Genomic DNA, 16039 nt, shown 5'->3' with positions numbered 1-16039 from the left:
GGAAGTGGTGGATCGCGCCTTCGGCTAATCCACCCTGCGAGCGCGGTGCCCGCCTCAATGCTTCGCCGGCCCCATATACCCGAACAGGAACCCCGCCACCTTGCGCATCTGGATCTCTTCGCTGCCTTCCGTGATCCGGTAGCGGCGGTGGTGCCGATAAATGTGCTCGAACGGCTTGTGGCGCGAGTAGCCCATGCCGCCGTGGACCTGCATGGCGCGGTCGGCGGATTCGCAGCAGAGACGGTTTGCCCAGTAATTGCACATGGAGACGCGGTCGGAAAGCGTGCGCTCGATCTGCTCCTCGGTGAGTTGGTCCATCTCCCAGGCGGTCTTGCGGATCAGAAGGCGCAGCATCTCGGCTTGCGTCGCGAGCTCGACCAGCGGGAACTGGATCGCCTGGTTTTCCGCCAGCGCCTTGCCGAACGGCTTTCGCTCGCGCGCGTATTTGACGCTCTCGTTGATGCAATAGACGGCGGCGCCGAGCGAGCTCGCGGCCTGGCGGATGCGGTTCTGGTGCACGAAGCATTGCGCCAGCGACAAGCCGCGACCGAGCTCGCCGAATAGCGCATCCTCCGGCACGAACACATCGGTAAAGCTGACGCGCGGGTGATCGGTCGGCATGTTGAAGGTCCACATGTACTCCTCGATACGGACGCCGGGACTCTTGGCCGGCACCAGGAAGCAGGTGATGCCGCGGGCATCGCCGTCATTGCCTGACGTGCGCGCGAACAGCGCGCAATGCGTGGCGACGTGCATGCCTGTCGTCCACATCTTCTCGCCGTTGATGATCCAGCCCTTGACGTTGTCGCGGCTCGCCGGCACCGCGCGCGTCTCCATGTGGGTGGCATCCGAGCCGTGATGCGGCTCGGTGAGGCCGAAAGTGATGCGATACTTGCCCTTGATCGAGCCGTCGATCATCGCCTTCTGGTCGTCGCTTCCGTAGCGGTCGAGCATGGTGACGACGGGGAAATTGCCGACGATGGAATGCTCGTTCTGGAGGTCGTTGTGGAGCCCAAGTCCCTTGGCGGCAAAGTGCTCGCGGATCACGGCCATCCAGAGGTTGGATCCGTCCTTGCCACCATATTGCTTCGGCACCGGAAAGCGCAGATGGCCGGCGGCATCCGCGAGATCCTTGGCCTTGCGCAGCAACGCCTCCCATTCGTGACGCGGCAGACCACCATTCTCGAAATCGGTGCGCGCCCACTCGCGGCGATGGTCGAAGAAGCGGATGTTGTCGTCCGCCTCTTCCAGCGGCTTGATCTCGCGTTCGATGAAACGGTCGAGCTCTCCGAGATAGGCGACGAGATCGGCAGGCAATGAGAAATCCACAGGTCTCTCCCGGATTGATTTTATCGTTTTGCGTTAAGGCGCTGGGCGCACTTATGCTTCGCACGATTAAGGTGAGAAGAGCGCGTTCAAGTCAAGCAAGCCGAGGCCCGAAGGAGATGCAAGGCGCACCCGCGCAATTCGATGGTGTTGCCGCGGTGACGGGCGTTAGTATCACCGCCGATATTCCTTCACGAGAAGCTGCGGGAGCGCGCGATGGAGCTGAAATTCTCAAAGGTGGAACGCAAGGGGCCGATCACTGTCGTCACGCTGTCGCGGCCCGAGGTCTACAACGCGCTGCACATCGACGCACATTTCGAGCTCAACAAGGTGTTCGACGATTTCGCCGCGGACCCTGCCCAATGGGTCGCGATTGTCACCGGCGCCGGCGACAAGGCCTTCTGCGCCGGCAACGATCTGAAGTGGCAGGCGGCGGGCGGCAAGCGCGGCTGGGACAAAGGCGGCTTCGCCGGCCTCACGGCGCGGTTCGATTGCGACAAGCCGATCATCGCGGCGGTGAACGGCGTCGCCATGGGCGGCGGTTTCGAGATCGCGCTCGCGTGCGACCTGATCATCGCCTCGGAGAATGCGACCTTCGCGCTGCCCGAGCCGCGCGTTGGCCTTGCCGCGCTCGCCGGCGGCCTGCACCGGCTGCCGCGGCAGATCGGACTGAAACGCGCCATGGGCATGATCCTCACCGCGCGCCACGTCAGCGCGACGGAAGGACGAGAGCTCGGTTTCGTCAACGAGGTGGTGCCGCAGGGCGAGGCGCTCGCCGGCGCACTGCGCTGGGCCGAGATGATCACCAAGAACTCGCCGATGTCGATCAGGGCATCCAAGCAGGCCATCCAGAAGGGGCTCGGCGTGTCGCTGGAGCAGGCGATCGAGGAGCAGAGGGAATACCCCGCAGTGAAGGCCATGGTGGCCTCGCAGGATTACATCGAGGGACCGAAGGCGTTTTCGGAGAAGCGGCCGCCGAAATGGGTGGGGAAGTAGCGCGGTCCCTCCACCGTCATTGCGAGCGCAGCGAAGCAATCCAGACTGTCTCCGCGGATAGAGTCTGGATTGCGTCGTCCCAAGGGCTCCTCGCAATGACGAGGAGAGAGCTATCCGCCCCGCCCCAGCTCCCTTTTGTACGACGCGTAATTCGGCTGATCGACTGCGAGCTTGTCCATCGTGGTCGCCCACAGATGCTCGGCCAGGCCCGGCGTTGCGAGATCGACCTCGCCCTTGGCGATGCGCTCGGCGAGCGCGCGGTTGAGCTCTGTCACCGAGCCATCCATGCCGAGCAGCGCGCGCAAGCGCTCCACTTCCCTCGCATCGCTGGCCTCCTCCTGCGTCAACTGCCGCGTCACGAGGTCGAGGATGTTGATGGCAACGCGCAGCTTGAAGGCCTGGTGTCCGGAGATCAGCGGCGTGATGTCGTTGCGGAGGAAATCGGCGACCGCCTTGGTCAGCTCGATCGGCGTCGGTTCGTCCTGCATCTTTCAACTCCCGCGCGGCGCCAGCAGCCGCAAGAGATCGATCTCGGTTTCCGAGGCGCGACGGCCGATCATGGCGCGCTCCATGGAATGGTCGGGCCCCTCGCGAAACCGCTGCATCATGCCGCCGCACATGATGCCCCAGCGCAACGTCCCCATCACTTCCCAGAACTTGACGCGCGCTGGATCAACCTTGCGGCCCGCGGCTTCGTAACCGGCGAACAGTTCCTCGCGCGAGCCGAAGCCGCCCACCGGCTTGTCGATCTCGCCGAAACGCCAGGAGTTCACGCAAACCCAGCCGAGATCCTCCATGGGATCGCCGAGATGGGCGAGCTCCCAGTCGAGCACGGCGCGCACCCCCTCGGCGCCGATGATGAGATTGCCGTTGCGGAAATCGCCGTGCACCAGCGTCGTCTCGGTCGACGGACCCGGATCGTGGTCGCGCAGCCAGCGAAGTGTCAACTCGAACACGGGCTTTGGCCAGTTCAGGCTGCGATAGTCGCGCTCGAACTCGTCGATCTCCTGCGTGGCCGACCTGCTGCGCAGCTCGGGCAGTTGGTCCAGCGGGAGCCGGTGCAGGCCCGCGAGAACGCCGCCGATCTGCCGCGCCAGCAGTGGCCGTGCCGCCGCAAATTCATCATCGCGAAGAATCTTGCGGGCGATGGTCTCGCCCTCGACCCGCTGCATAATGAAACCGGTGCCGAGCTCCTCGTCCGGCGTCAGCACATGCATCACGCGCGGCGACGGCACGCCCGCCTCGAAGGCCAGCTGCATCAGCTGCGCCTCGGCGGTGAGCCCCGCCGCGCGCGTCGGCGCCGCGCCATAGCCCTTTGGCGAGCGGCGCAGGATCGCGCCGATCGGCCCGCCGGGATGCACGATATCGAAGCGCCATGTCTCCTGGCTGGCGCCGCCCGACAGCCTTGCGGCGCCGCTGACGCCGGTCGCACCGGGACACCAGCGCTGCACGCTGCGGGAAAGCTCCGCCTCGATCATTTGCCCTTGAACTGCGCGGGCCGCTTCTCCAGGAACGCGCCGACGCCCTCGCGAAAGTCCTGTGTGTCGCCGGCGCGCAGCTGGCACTGGAATTCCAGATTGAGCTGGTCCTCGAAGGAATTTTCGGGGCTGTCCCAATAGAGCTTGCGGATCAGCGACAGCGCCACCGTGGGCCCGCTGGCGAGATCACGCGCGAGCTTCATCGCCTCCTCCATCAACACGCCGTCGTCGTAGACACGGTTGACGAGGCCCCATTCCAGCGCCTTCTCGGCCGGCAGGCGCTCGCCCATCAGCGACAACTCGACCGAGCGCGCCTTGCCGATCAGGCGCGGCAAGAGCCAGGTCGAACCGCAATCCGGCACGAGGCCGATGCGGCGGAACGCCTGCAGGAAATAGGACGAGCGTGCGCACAAGATCATGTCGCCGAGCAGCGCGAAGCTCATGCCGGCGCCGGCGGCCGGGCCGTTGACCGCCGTTACGATCGGGCAATGCAGGTTGCGGACGCGACGCAGGAACGGATGAAAACCGGTCTCGAGCGTCAGGCCGGCCTTGGTCTTCTTCGACTGGTTGTTGCGCCCTTGCAGATTCGCGCCTGTGCAGAACGCACGCCCGGCGCCGGTGAGCACGACGCAGCGCACATCGTCTTTCTTCTCTTCAATCGCATCGAGCGCCTCGGAGAGACCACCCAGCATGTCCACGGAGACCGCGTTCATCACCTCCTGATGGTCGAGTCTGAGGATCGCGACCGAACCATCGAATTCGAGCGTGACGTGTTTGAACTGCATGGTTTCCTCGTCAGTTGCGGCCCGCTGTGTTTCGCAGACCGGAATTTGGTTTTGCCGGGGCGCATATTTGATTTTTGGCGCGGTCTTGTCCATGGTGATCAGCGCATAGCGAGAACTCTTGCGCGCAGCGGCTGATGCTCCGCATGCCCAGTTGTCTTGCCAAATACGGGAAACGCGCCATGAACCTTTTCGACCTTACCGGACGCGTCGCCGTGATCACCGGCGGCAATGGCGGTATCGGGCTCGGCATCGCGCAGGCGCTGGCGGGCCAGGGCTGCAACGTCTCGATCTGGGGCCGCAATGCCGACAAGAACAGGGCTGCTGCCGCGAGCCTGGCAGGACTATCGGGCAAGGTCGACAGCCGCATCTGCGACGTCACCGATCCCGCGTCGGTCAATGCCGCGATGAAGGCGACCCTCGACATTTTCGGCCGGGTCGACGGCTGCTTCGCCAACGCCGGTATCGGCGGAGGCGGCAGGCGCTCCTTCATCGAGCGCACCGAGGAGGAATGGCGCACGATGTTTGCGACCAATCTCGACGGCGTGTTCCACGCGTTCCAGGCCGCCGCAAAACACATGACCGACCGCGCCAATGCGGGCGATCCCTTCGGCCGGCTGGTCGCGACATCGAGCCTCGCCTCGATCTTCGGCACTGCGCGCAACGAGCATTATGCCGCGACCAAAGCCGCCATCAATGCGTTGGTGCGCGCGCTCGGCGTCGAGCTGGCGCGCCACGGCATCACCGCGAACGCGATCCTGCCCGGCTGGATCAAGAGCGACATGACATCGGGGCTCATGGCCAACGAGAAGTTCGTTGCCAACGTGATGCCACGGATTCCGTTGCGCCGCTTCGGCGAGGCCAGCGATTTCGGCGGCATCGCCGTGTATCTCATGAGCAAGGCCTCGTCGTATCACACAGCCGATACTTTCGTGATCGACGGCGGCTATACGGCGTTTTGAACCACAAAAACTGAAATGAGGGAGGAAGAACCATGTTCTCGCACATCATGATCGGCACCAACGACCTCGACAAGGCCAAGTCATTCTACGACAGCCTGCTCAGCACGCTCGAAGTGCGGCCGGCGCGGGTGGACGGCCACCGCATCTTCTACTTCACCAAGACCGGCATATTCTCGGTGACGAAGCCGATCAACGGCGAGCCGGCGACTTGCGCGAATGGCGGCACGATCGGCTTTGCTGCCAACTCGCCCGAGCAGGTCGACAAGTGGCACGCCGCAGGTGTCGCCGCCGGCGGTACACCGATCGAGAATCCGCCCGGCGTCCGCGAGGGCGCGGGAAACAAGCTCTATCTCGCTTATTTGCGCGATCTCGACGGCAACAAGATCTGCGCGATGCATCGGATGCCGGCTTGAGGTCGACCGGACTCTCCTCGTCATTGCGAGCGCAGCGAATCAATCCAGACTGCCGCCGCGGTAAGATTCTGGATTGCTTCGCTGCGCTCGCAATGACGGAGTCCTGGGGATCGGGCGGTGCTCCAGCCCACTTGCTCGCCGGCTCCGCTCAAACAACATTTCAAACGCCGCCTCGAAATTCCATCGCGTGGCATGGCCTGCGTGAGAAAATACGCGCTCGCACTTTCGCGACGCGGCGACTATTCTCCCGGCCAACACGATCTCAGCGCCCCCGGGAGGAACAATGACAAAGCACACCTACATTCCCCGCACCACCAACTACACGCTCAATCCCGGCGACGAGCTCAACGACCTCCGCATGTCGGATCAGGTCCGCCCGCTCTACGACCACGTCAGGAAATTCATCCGCGACACCGTCGAGCCGATGTCGATCGAATTCGCCAAGGCGGGCGAAGGCAAACAGGATCGCTGGAGCTTTACGCCGAAGCAGCTCGAAGTGCTCGAGGTCGCCAAGAACAAGGCCAAGAAGGAAGGTCTCTGGAATTTCTTCCTGCCCGATGACGAGACCGGCCAAGGCCTGAAGAACCTCGATTACGCCTATATCGCCGCCGAGCTCGGCAAGAGCCCGCTGGCATCCGAGACCATGAACTGCTCGGCGCCCGACACCGGCAACATGGAGGTGCTGGAGCGCGTCGGCACCAAGGAGCAGAAGGAGAAGTGGCTGAAGCCGCTGATGAACGGCGAGATCCGCTCGGCCTATGTCATGACCGAGCCGAACGTCGCCTCCTCCGACGCCAAGAACATCTCGACGACGGCAAAGCTCGTCGGCGACGAATGGGTCATCAACGGCGAGAAATATTACATCTCGGGCGTCGGCGATCCACGCTGCAAGATCCTCATCGTGATGGTGAAGACCAATCCGGACGCCGCGCCGAGCAAGCAGCAGTCGCAGATCCTGGTGCCGCGCGACACGCCCGGCGTCGAGGTGCTTGGCCCCATGTATGTGTTCGGCCAGGACCACGCCCCGCGCGGCCACATGCACATGCGCTTCAACAATGTGCGCGTGCCGAAGGAGAACATGCTGCTCGGCGAAGGCCGCGGCTTCGAGATCTCGCAGCTCCGCCTTGGCCCGGGCCGCATCCACCACTGCATGCGCACCATCGGCAAGGCCGAGAAGGCGCTGGATTTGATGGTGCAGCGAGGCCTCACCCGCGAGGCCTTCGGCAAGAAGATCGCCCATCTCGGCGGCAACATGCAGATCATCGCGCAAGCCCGCTGCGAGATCGAGGCGATGCGGCTGATGGTGCTGAAGGCCGCCAAGGCGATGGACGTCCTCGGCAACAAGGAAGCCCGCGTCTGGGTCTCCATGGTCAAGGCCATGGTGCCGGAGCGCGCCTGCAAGATCATCGACCAGTCGATCCAGATGCACGGCGCCACCGGCATCTCGCATTGGACCCCGCTGGCCGAAATGTATCAGGACGTCCGTCACCTGCGTTTCGCCGACGGTCCGGACGAGGTGCACTGGATGGTTGTCGGCCGCCACGAGCTGAGCATGGCGTAGTTGCCTTCTTCCCCTTCTCCCCGCTTGCGGACGGCGCGCGGGGAGAGGCGAAAGAAAGCACCGCGCTACGTCGCCGGCGCGATCTTGTCCTGTGTCTTCGTCTCGAAATCGCTGGCGTCGTGGCGCTCGTGGAGCTGGCTGGCGGGATCGCCGGAGACGCGGTTGACCATGCGGCCGCGCTTCACAGCTGGACGCTTGGCGATCTGGTCGGTCCAGCGCTGCACGTTCTTGTAGTCTTGCACGGAGAGGAATTCACCGGCGCCATAGACCAGCCCCTTGGCAAGGGCGCCGTACCACGGCCACACCGCCATGTCGGCGATCGTGTAGTCCTTGCCCGCGAGATATTCGTTGTCGGCGAGGCGCCGGTCCAGCACGTCGAGCTGGCGCTTGACCTCCATCGCGAAGCGATCGATGGCGTATTCGATCTTGAACGGCGCGTAGGCGTAGAAATGACCGAAGCCGCCACCGAGATAAGGGGCGCTGCCCATCTGCCAGAACAGCCAGGACATCGCCTCGGTACGCGCCTTGATCTCCTTCGGCAGGAAAGCACCGAATTTTTCAGCGAGGTAGAACAGGATCGAGCCGGATTCGAAAATCCTGACAGGTTCGGGGCCGGAACGGTCCATCAGCGCCGGAATTTTCGAGTTCGGGTTGATATCGACAAAGCCGCTGCCGAACTGGTCGCCATTGCCGATCTTGATCAGCCAGGCGTCGTATTCGGCGCCCCTGTGGCCGAGCGCCAGCAGCTCCTCCAGCATCACCGTGACCTTCACTCCGTTCGGCGTCGCCAGCGAATAAAGCTGCAACGGATGCTTGCCGACCGGCAGTTCCTTGTCATGGGTGGCGCCGGCGATCGGGCGGTTGATGCTGGCAAACTGACCGCCATTCTCCTTGTTCCAGGTCCAGACTTTGGGCGGCACGTAAGGGGCGTCGGTCATGCGAAGGGGCTCCGGCGGAAAGATGCGCGTGCATTAATTAGCCTCCGCATGGCGGATGGCAAGCCCTGGCGGCTCTGCGTCCGGCGCGGGCCTCCGGCCCGTGTCATGCAGTCCAGCCCGTCACGAGCCTGCGCTGCTGATGATCCGCCCCATGGTTGTCCAGCACGCAACGCCTGCGCGCAAGATGCTCGCCCAAATCCGGCGTGGCATCACCGGTAACGAAGGGCTGGCGTCGAACGGCGCTCGCAAGGCAAAACAAGAAGAGAACGTGAAGGCCGCGGGGAGAGAAAACATGAAATCGCCGATCTGCGACATGCTGGGCATCGAGTTCCCGCTGCTCGCCTTCAGCCATTGCCGCGATGTCGTTGCGGCCGTCAGCCGCGCCGGCGGATTCGGTGTACTCGGTGCCACCGCGCACACGCCTGACACGCTCGAGCGCGAACTGAAATGGATCGACGACCATATCGACGGCAAGCCCTACGGCATCGACGTGCTGATCCCGGAAAACATCTCGACATCAGGCGAGAAGAACGTCACCTGGAAGAGTCTGGAGGCGCGCGTGCCGGCGGAGCACCGCAAATACACCAGCGATCTCCTCAAGAAATACGATATCGAGCTCACCACCACTGACGTGACCGACGACCGGCCGCAACCGTTCGACGCCGAGACCGCACTGGAGCTGCTCGAGGTCTCCTTCAATCATCCGATCCGGCTGATTGCCAATGCGCTCGGCGTGCCGCCCAAGGCCATGATCGAAATGGGCAAGAGGCACAAAGTGCCGGTCGCAGCGCTCGTCGGCGCCAAGGAGCATGCGCTGCGCCAGGTCGCAGCCGGTGTCGATATCCTCGTGGTGCAGGGCACCGAGGCCGGCGGTCACTGCGGTGAGGTCTCGACGATGGTGCTGGTGCCGGAAGTGATCAAGGCCATCAAGCCGATCCGCGACGTGCCGGTGCTGGCGGCCGGCGGCATCATGACGGGCCGGCAGATGGCGGCCTGCATGGCCATGGGCGCCGCCGGTGCCTGGACGGGCTCGGTGTGGCTGGCGACCGTCGAGTCCGAGACCTCCGAGATCTTTCGCGAGAAGATGATTGCAGCGTCCTCGCGGGATGCGATCCGCTCGAAGGGCCGCACGGGCAAGCCGGCGCGGCAGCTCCGTTCGGTCTGGACCGACGCCTGGGACCGTGCGCCGGAAAGTCCGGGCGCCCTGCCGATGCCGCTGCAGAGCATCATCAGCCGTGACGCCTTCAACTCGATCGACCGCGCCGCCGCGGCCGGCAACACCAGGGCGCGCGACCTCGTCAGCTATTTTGTCGGCCAGGGGGTCGGATTGATCGACAGCGTGAAATCGGCCGGCGCCGTGGTGCAGGAGTTCAAGGAAGAATTCGCCGAAGCCGTCGAGCACATGAATGCGCTGGTGGCGGAGTAGCATCCGCACCGTCATTGCGAGCGAGCGAAGCAATCCAGGCTGCCTCCTCGGATACATTTCTGGATTGCTTCGTCGCCAGCGCAAAATTGCTTCGCAATTTTGTCGCGGGCTCCTCGCAATGACGAAATAACCAACATCGTGAATCGAGATTATGACTGACAAAACTGCCACCCCAGAACACCGCATTCCCGTCATCGTCGGCATCGGCGAGATCGTCGACCGTCCCAAGGAGATCACAGAGGGCCTCGAGCCGCTCGATCTGCTCGAACGGGCCTTGCAGCGCGCCGAGGCTGACGCCGGCGCAAAGCTGCTCAGTGAGGTGCAATCGCTCGACGTCGTCAACTTCCTGAGCTGGCGCTATCGCGATCCGGAGAAGCTCTTGGCGCAGCGGCTCGGCGTCGCGCCGACGCATTGCCATTACGGGCCGGTCGGCGGCGAGAGCCCGATCCGCTTTATTCATGAAGCCGCAAAGCGCATCGCGCGCGGCGAATGCGCGGTCGCGGCGGTGTGCGGCGCCGAGGCGCAATCAACGGCGACGAAAGCCGATCGTGCCGGCGTCGAGCTGCCATGGACGCCCTTCGCGCATGATGTTCCGGAGCCCAAGCGCGGCGCGGCGTTTCAGAAGCCGCTCGCCGTGAAACTCGGCGTGTTCCGCCCGGTCACGGTCTATCCGTTCTACGAAGCCGCCTCCTCCGCGCATTGGGGCCTGACGCCGCGCGAGGCAATGGCGGAATCGGGAACGCTGTGGTCGCGCTATTCCGAAGTTGCCGCGCAAAATCCCAACGCCTGGCTGAAGCGGCGCTATGCGCCTGAGGAGATCACGACACCGACCGCGGACAACCGGCTGATCGCCTGGCCCTACAACAAGCTGATGGTCGCTAATCCCAGCGTCAACATGGGCGGCGCGCTGCTGCTCACCAGCCTTGCCAAAGCGCGCACACTCGGTATCGCCGAAGACAAGCCGGTCTATCCGCTCGGCGGCGCCTCGGCGGAGGAGCCGCGCGATTATCTGTTGCGCGACCAGTTCTACGAAAGCCATCCGCAGAACGCCGTGCTGAAGACGGTGATGGATCTCGCCGGCGGCGATGGCAAAAAATTCGACGCGATCGAGCTCTATAGCTGCTTCCCTTGCGTACCAAAGATGGCGCGGCGGACGCTGGGCCTCGGCGTCGATGTGCAACCGACGGTGAACGGCGGCCTCACCTTCTTTGGCGCGCCGCTCAACACCTACATGACCCATGCAGCCTGCGCGATGGTGCGGCGTGTGCGCGGCGGTGCAAAACTCGGCCTGCTCTACGGACAGGGCGGTTTTGTTACCAAGCACCATGCTTTGGTGCTGGGGAAGATGCAGCCCCGCGACGTGCTGGCGCAAGAGACGAGCGTGCAGGCAGAGGCCGATCGCAACAAGCGCACCGTGCCGGAGTTCGTCACGGAGGCCTCAGGCCTGGGCAAGGTCGAGAGCTTTACGGTGCTCTATGGCCGTGGCGGCGATGTCGAGCACGGCGTGGTTATGCTGCGCACCGAAGACGAGCGGCGTACGCTGGCGCGGATTCCGGCGGGCGAGAGCGCCACGCTGGCCCACCTGCTCAACATGGATCGCACACCTGTGGGCTCGCTCGGCGAGATCACGATGGCCGTGGACGGCGTGCCGGAGTGGCGGGTGGTGCAGCTCTCATAGGGTGGTTAGCCTGCGATTGCGCAAAGCGCAGTCGCTTGGCGTAACCCACCTCTTCGACTTCCATGGAGACAAACAGTGGTGGGTTACGCCTTCGGCTAACCCACCGACGCCGTCCTAGCCCTTCGGCGCCTGCTTCTCTGACGCCGTGGCTGGCTTGCCGCCCGCACCAACCACACGCACCGGATCGCCGTCGGACAGACCATCCGGCGGGGCCGTGATGACGCGGTCATCTGGCGCAATGCCCGAGGCCAGCTCGATCTCCTTGCCGAGGTCGCGGGCGATGCTCACCGTCTTGAACTTGACCTTGTCGTCAGCCCCGACGGTTGCGACACGCAGGCCGCTGCCGTTGAAGATCAGGGCACTGGCGGGAATGCTGAGCGGCGCGGAATCGCGCTGCAGGCTCAGCTTCACGCTGGCGTAGCTGCCGGGCATCAGCTCTGCGTTCGAATTGTCGAGGCCGAGCTGCATCCGCGTGGTGCCTGACGCCACGTCGACGGCCTGCGAGGAGGCTTCCACCGTCGCCAGGAACGTCCGGTTCGGATATTCCGGCAGCGAGATGGTGGCCTTGGCGCCGATCTTGATCGCCGGCACGTAGTTCTGGGGCACGTTGACGTAGACGCGCAGCTTGGTGATGTCGGAGACCACGAACATCGCCGGTCCCGAGCCGCCGCCAGCGTTGATCAGCGCGCCGACGTCGGTGTCACGCGAAGTCACCACACCGTCGAACGGCACCGTGATCTTCTTGTAGCCCGCCAATGCTTCGAGCCGCTCGACATTGGCCTGACCGGACTTCACAGCGGCGTTCTTGTTGGAGAGATCGGCGCTGCGCTCGTCGATCTCCTGCGCGGAGACGAAGTTGGAGGCGACCAGGGTCTTGCGCCGGTTCAGCGTGGCCTCCGACAGCCTGGCGCTGGCCTGCAGGCTGGCGAGGTCGGCGCGGGCCTGCAAGAGCTGCTGGTCGAGGTCGGGCGCCTCGATCTCGGCGATCACCTGCCCGGCCTTGACGCGGGCGCCGATGTCGGCGCTCCAGCTTTTGAGATAGCCGGAGACACGGGCGAAGATCGGGGCACGGGAATAGGCCTCGAGCCGGCCCGGCAGGTCGATGGTGGAATTGAGGGCCTTGGCATTGGGCAAGGTCACTGCAACGCTTGGAACGGCCTGGTCGTCGGTCCATTCCTTCAGCCTGGAGTCCTGGTCCTCGCGGGCCCGGATACCGGTGCCGACCACGAGGCCTGCCGCAATCAGCGCCACCACGCTGAAAATGCCCAGTTTCCGGTGCGACACCGGGGAGCGAGTTTCAGTGGGCGACATCAGGAGTCTCCAATGGGGCGGCGGCTTTGGCGCCTTGCTTCTTGTGTACCATACTGAACACCACGGGAACAAACATCAGCGTGGCGAAGGTCGCAAAGATCAGGCCGCCAATCACGGCGCGGCCAAGTGGTGCATTCTGCTCGCCGCCCTCCCCCAGCCCCAACGCCATCGGCGCCATGCCGATGATCATGGCGAGCGCAGTCATCAGCACGGGCCGGAACCGGACGAAGCCGGCTTCCAGCGCGGCCGTGATGGGATCACCGAGCTCCTCATAGCGCTCGCGGGCGAACGAGATCACCAGCACGCTGTTGGCGGTGGCAACGCCCATGCACATGATGGCGCCCGTCAACGCGGGCACCGACAGCGTTGTCTGGGTCGTGAACAGCATCCAGACGATGCCGGCGAGCGCAGCGGGCAGCGCCGTGATGATCACGAACGGATCGGACCAGGACTGGAAGTTCACGACGATCAGGAAGTAGATCAGCACGACGGCGCCGAGCAGGCCGAATAACAGGCCCGTGAAAGCGCTGTTCATGGTCTGCACCTGGCCGAGCAGCACCACGGACGAGCCCTTCGGCACCTCCCTGGCGGTGTCGGCGATCACCCGGCGAATATCCGTGGCGACCGCGCCCAGATCGCGCCCCGAGGTGGTCGCAAAGATCTGCACCATCGATTGGATGTCGTATTGCGAGACCACCGCGCTCGAGGTCGCACGCTTGATGTCGGCGATGCCGCCGAGGATCGGCGACTGCGACGCGCCGGCCGCGGTGATCGGCAGTGTCTGCAACGCGCTGAGCGAATCGATCTGATATTGCGGCGTCTGCATCACGATCGAATAGGACACGCCGTTATCAGGGTTGAGGTAGTAGGTCGGCGCGACCTGCGAGGAGCCCGCCAGATTGACCACGAGACTGTTGTTGACGTCGCGCTCGGTCAGGCCGACATATTGCGCCCGGGTGCGATCGACGTCGATATTGAAGGTCGGCAGGTTCGGCGATTGCTGGATGCGTGCATCGGCAACGCCGGGGATGCGGCGAACCTTGGCGAGCAGCTTGTTGGCGTAGGCAAAATTGCCTTCGAGATTGGCGCCGCGGACCTGCAGATCGATCGGCGCCGGCGCGCCGAAATTCAGGATCTGGCTGACGATGTCAGCCGGCAGGAAAGCGAAGCTGACGCCCGGGAACAGTCGTGGCAGCTGCTCGCGCAGCACCTTCACGTGCTCTTCGGTCGGCTTGTGACCTTCCTTCAGCTTGATCTGGATATCGCCGTCCTGCGGACCGATCACGCCGGTGTTGTTGTAGGTCATGTTGATGCCCGAGATCGGCATGCCGATGTTGTCGGTCAGCGTCTCGATCTCGCCCGGGATCAGCTTGCGGATCGCCTTCTGCACATCCGCGAGCTGGTTGGCCGTCTCCTCGACGCGAGTGCCGACCTGGGTTCGGACATGCATCAGGATGTTGCCGGCATCGACCGCGGGGAAGAAATTGCGCCCCAGGAACGGCACCAGCGCGAAGGACGCACCGACCACGCAGAGGAATCCGATCACGAACACTGCGCTATGCGCCAGCGCCATGCCGAGCAGGCCACGGTAACCGCCGCGGATGCGCTCGAACCGCGCCTCGAAACCACGCTGGAACCGGACCAAGGGATTGCGCGACTTCGGCGGTTCGCCCTCATGGTGAACATGCGCATGCAGCAGATGGTTCGCCATGGTCGGCACCAGCGTGCGCGACAGGATGAACGACCAGATCATCGCGAACATCACCGCTTCGGCCATCGGCACGAACAGGAAGCGCGCGACGCCGGTAAGGAAGAACATCGGCACGAACACGATGCAGATGCAGAGCAGCGAGACGAAGGCCGGCGTCACGATCTGGTTGGCGCCGTCCAGGATCGACTGCTCGACCGGCTTGCCCTGCTCGAGATGGTAATTGATGTTCTCGATCGTCACCGTAGCGTCGTCGACGAGGATGCCGACCGCGAGCGCTAATCCGCCGAGCGTCATGATGTTCAGCGTCTCGCCGATCGCCGACAGCATGACGATGGCACCCAGCACCGACAGCGGGATCGAGACCGCGATGATGAGTGTCGAGCGCCAGCTGCCGAGGAACAGCAGGATCATGACGCTGGTGAGCAGCGCCGCAATCACGCCTTCGAAGGCGACGCCCTCGATCGCACCGCGCACGAACACCGACTGGTCGCCGATGAAGCCGATCTTCAGCGCATCCGGGAGCTGATCCTTGACGTCGATCACCTTCTGCTTGATGCCGGCGATGATATCGAGCGTCGAGGTCGCGCCCGCCTTCAGCACCATCATCAGCACCGAGCGGTTGCCGTCGACATGGACGATGTTGGTCTGCGGCGGATTGCCATCGCGCACCGTGGCGACGTCACGGACATAGACCATCGCGCCGTTGACGGCCTTGATCGGTAGATCGCCGAGCTCGTCGATCCTGAGCGGCGAATTGTTGAGCTGTATGCTGTATTCAAAGGTGCCGATCTTCTGAGTGCCGACCGGCGTGATCAGGTTCTGGGCTGCGAGCGCATTGGCGACATCCTGGCCGGACAGCCCGCGGGACTGCAGCGCGGTTGGATCGAGATCGATCTGGATTTGGCGCTGCTTGCCGCCGAACGGGTACGGGATCGCGGCGCCCGGCACGGTGACAAGTGGCGTGCGCAGATTGTTGATGCCGATATCGGCGAGGTTCTGCTCGGTGAGTCCGTCGCCCGACAGCGCCACCTGGATGATCGGCACGGTCGAGGCGGAGTAGTTCAGGATCAGCGGCGGAGTCGCGCCCGGCGGCATCTGCTTGATCAGCGTCTGCGAGATCGCCGTGACCTGCGCGTTGGCGGTGCGGATGTCGACATTGGGCTGGAAGAAGATCTTGATGATGCCAAAGCCGTTATAGGAATTGGCAGTGATGTGCTCGATGTCGTTGACGGTCGTCGTCAGCGCTCGCTGGAACGGCGTGGTGATGCGGCCGGACATCTGATCGGGCGGCAGGCCGGTGTATTGCCAGACCACACCGATCACGGGAATCCGGATGTCCGGAAAGATGTCGGTCGGCGTGCGCAGCGCCGCCAGCGGTCCGATGATCAGAAGCAGCAGCGCCAGCACGACAAACGTGTAGGGCCGGCTCAGGGCAATACGAACCAGAGCAATCATGC

Annotated in this window: 13 protein-coding genes; 6 read left to right on the top strand and 7 right to left on the bottom strand. The window is 64.1% G+C overall.

Annotated features, from left to right (window positions below; all coding sequences use genetic code 11):
- Positions 1-54: 54 nt before the first annotated feature.
- Positions 55-1329, bottom strand: coding sequence for an acyl-CoA dehydrogenase family protein (locus tag BM222_RS17590; RefSeq protein ID WP_092229713.1), 1275 nt, complete (start codon positions 1327-1329; stop codon positions 55-57).
- Positions 1330-1542: 213 nt separating this feature from the next.
- On the opposite strand from BM222_RS17590, the gene BM222_RS17585 reads away from it, so the two are divergent.
- Complete coding sequence (locus BM222_RS17585; protein ID WP_092229712.1) at positions 1543-2322, top strand: enoyl-CoA hydratase-related protein; 780 nt, start codon at positions 1543-1545, stop codon at positions 2320-2322.
- 110 nt (positions 2323-2432) lie between these two features.
- Here the strand turns inward: BM222_RS17585 and BM222_RS17580 are convergent, their stop codons facing one another.
- From BM222_RS17580 to BM222_RS17570, 3 genes are read right to left on the bottom strand one after another with little or no spacing between them, the layout of a single operon-like run.
- Positions 2433-2810 carry a DUF6285 domain-containing protein gene (locus BM222_RS17580; protein ID WP_092229710.1) on the bottom strand — a complete coding sequence of 126 codons (378 nt, stop codon included), beginning with the start codon at positions 2808-2810 and terminating at the stop codon, positions 2433-2435.
- 3 nt (positions 2811-2813) lie between these two features.
- Complete coding sequence (locus tag BM222_RS17575) at positions 2814-3800, bottom strand: phosphotransferase family protein (protein WP_092229708.1); 987 nt, start codon at positions 3798-3800, stop codon at positions 2814-2816.
- On the bottom strand, positions 3797-4585 hold the full coding sequence (locus tag BM222_RS17570; protein ID WP_092229861.1) for an enoyl-CoA hydratase/isomerase: 789 nt from the start codon (positions 4583-4585) through the stop codon (positions 3797-3799). Before BM222_RS17570 ends, BM222_RS17575 begins: the two co-directional genes overlap by 4 nt.
- A 179-nt stretch (positions 4586-4764) precedes the next feature.
- Between BM222_RS17570 and BM222_RS17565 the strand changes: the two genes are divergently transcribed.
- From BM222_RS17565 to BM222_RS17555, 3 genes are all read left to right on the top strand, one after another.
- Positions 4765-5544 carry an SDR family NAD(P)-dependent oxidoreductase gene (locus BM222_RS17565; protein WP_092229706.1) on the top strand — a complete coding sequence of 260 codons (780 nt, stop codon included), beginning with the start codon at positions 4765-4767 and terminating at the stop codon, positions 5542-5544.
- 32 nt (positions 5545-5576) lie between these two features.
- Positions 5577-5957 carry a VOC family protein gene (locus BM222_RS17560; RefSeq protein WP_092229704.1) on the top strand — a complete coding sequence of 127 codons (381 nt, stop codon included), beginning with the start codon at positions 5577-5579 and terminating at the stop codon, positions 5955-5957.
- Positions 5958-6240: 283 nt separating this feature from the next.
- On the top strand, positions 6241-7518 hold the full coding sequence (locus BM222_RS17555) for an acyl-CoA dehydrogenase family protein (RefSeq protein WP_092229703.1): 1278 nt from the start codon (positions 6241-6243) through the stop codon (positions 7516-7518).
- A gap of 65 nt (positions 7519-7583) precedes the next feature.
- Here BM222_RS17555 and yghU read toward each other — a convergent pair whose 3' ends face one another.
- On the bottom strand, positions 7584-8456 hold the full coding sequence (yghU, locus tag BM222_RS17550; RefSeq protein WP_092229701.1) for a glutathione-dependent disulfide-bond oxidoreductase: 873 nt from the start codon (positions 8454-8456) through the stop codon (positions 7584-7586).
- A 292-nt stretch (positions 8457-8748) separates the two neighbouring features.
- Here yghU and BM222_RS17545 point away from each other — a divergent pair, with 292 nt between their 5' ends.
- Entirely contained in the window at positions 8749-9882 is a 1134-nt protein-coding gene (locus BM222_RS17545) for a nitronate monooxygenase (RefSeq protein WP_092229859.1), read from the top strand.
- Positions 9883-10033: 151 nt separating this feature from the next.
- Entirely contained in the window at positions 10034-11560 is a 1527-nt protein-coding gene (locus tag BM222_RS17540) for an acetyl-CoA acetyltransferase (RefSeq protein WP_092229699.1), read from the top strand.
- Between the two features lie 114 nt (positions 11561-11674).
- Here the strand turns inward: BM222_RS17540 and BM222_RS17535 are convergent, their stop codons facing one another.
- Together BM222_RS17535 and BM222_RS17530 are read right to left on the bottom strand one after the other, a co-directional pair.
- Complete coding sequence (locus BM222_RS17535; protein ID WP_092229698.1) at positions 11675-12871, bottom strand: efflux RND transporter periplasmic adaptor subunit; 1197 nt, start codon at positions 12869-12871, stop codon at positions 11675-11677.
- Complete coding sequence (locus BM222_RS17530; protein WP_092229696.1) at positions 12858-16037, bottom strand: efflux RND transporter permease subunit; 3180 nt, start codon at positions 16035-16037, stop codon at positions 12858-12860. Before BM222_RS17530 ends, BM222_RS17535 begins: the two co-directional genes overlap by 14 nt.
- Between the last annotated feature and the right edge of the window lie 2 nt (positions 16038-16039).

Origin of the sequence: Bradyrhizobium sp. Gha (genome assembly GCF_900113735.1) — a bacterium.
Classification (GTDB): Bacteria; Pseudomonadota; Alphaproteobacteria; order Rhizobiales; family Xanthobacteraceae; genus Bradyrhizobium.
Note: the sequence above shows the minus strand (reverse complement) of the source record. Positions and strands in the feature narration are given on the sequence as shown.

What these genes read in the sequence shown, in the direction of transcription:
- BM222_RS17575 (WP_092229708.1), bottom strand. Translation starts at nt 3,800, where the DNA reads ATGATCGAGGCGGAGCTTTCCCGCAGCGTGCAGCGCTGGTGTCCCGGT.
- BM222_RS17545 (WP_092229859.1), top strand. Translation starts at nt 8,749, where the DNA reads ATGAAATCGCCGATCTGCGACATGCTGGGCATCGAGTTCCCGCTGCTC.
- BM222_RS17535 (WP_092229698.1), bottom strand. Translation starts at nt 12,871, where the DNA reads ATGTCGCCCACTGAAACTCGCTCCCCGGTGTCGCACCGGAAACTGGGC.
- yghU (WP_092229701.1), bottom strand. Translation starts at nt 8,456, where the DNA reads ATGACCGACGCCCCTTACGTGCCGCCCAAAGTCTGGACCTGGAACAAG.
- BM222_RS17560 (WP_092229704.1), top strand. Translation starts at nt 5,577, where the DNA reads ATGTTCTCGCACATCATGATCGGCACCAACGACCTCGACAAGGCCAAG.
- BM222_RS17580 (WP_092229710.1), bottom strand. Translation starts at nt 2,810, where the DNA reads ATGCAGGACGAACCGACGCCGATCGAGCTGACCAAGGCGGTCGCCGAT.
- BM222_RS17570 (WP_092229861.1), bottom strand. Translation starts at nt 4,585, where the DNA reads ATGCAGTTCAAACACGTCACGCTCGAATTCGATGGTTCGGTCGCGATC.
- BM222_RS17530 (WP_092229696.1), bottom strand. Translation starts at nt 16,037, where the DNA reads ATGATTGCTCTGGTTCGTATTGCCCTGAGCCGGCCCTACACGTTTGTC.
- BM222_RS17585 (WP_092229712.1), top strand. Translation starts at nt 1,543, where the DNA reads ATGGAGCTGAAATTCTCAAAGGTGGAACGCAAGGGGCCGATCACTGTC.
- BM222_RS17555 (WP_092229703.1), top strand. Translation starts at nt 6,241, where the DNA reads ATGACAAAGCACACCTACATTCCCCGCACCACCAACTACACGCTCAAT.
- BM222_RS17540 (WP_092229699.1), top strand. Translation starts at nt 10,034, where the DNA reads ATGACTGACAAAACTGCCACCCCAGAACACCGCATTCCCGTCATCGTC.
- BM222_RS17565 (WP_092229706.1), top strand. Translation starts at nt 4,765, where the DNA reads ATGAACCTTTTCGACCTTACCGGACGCGTCGCCGTGATCACCGGCGGC.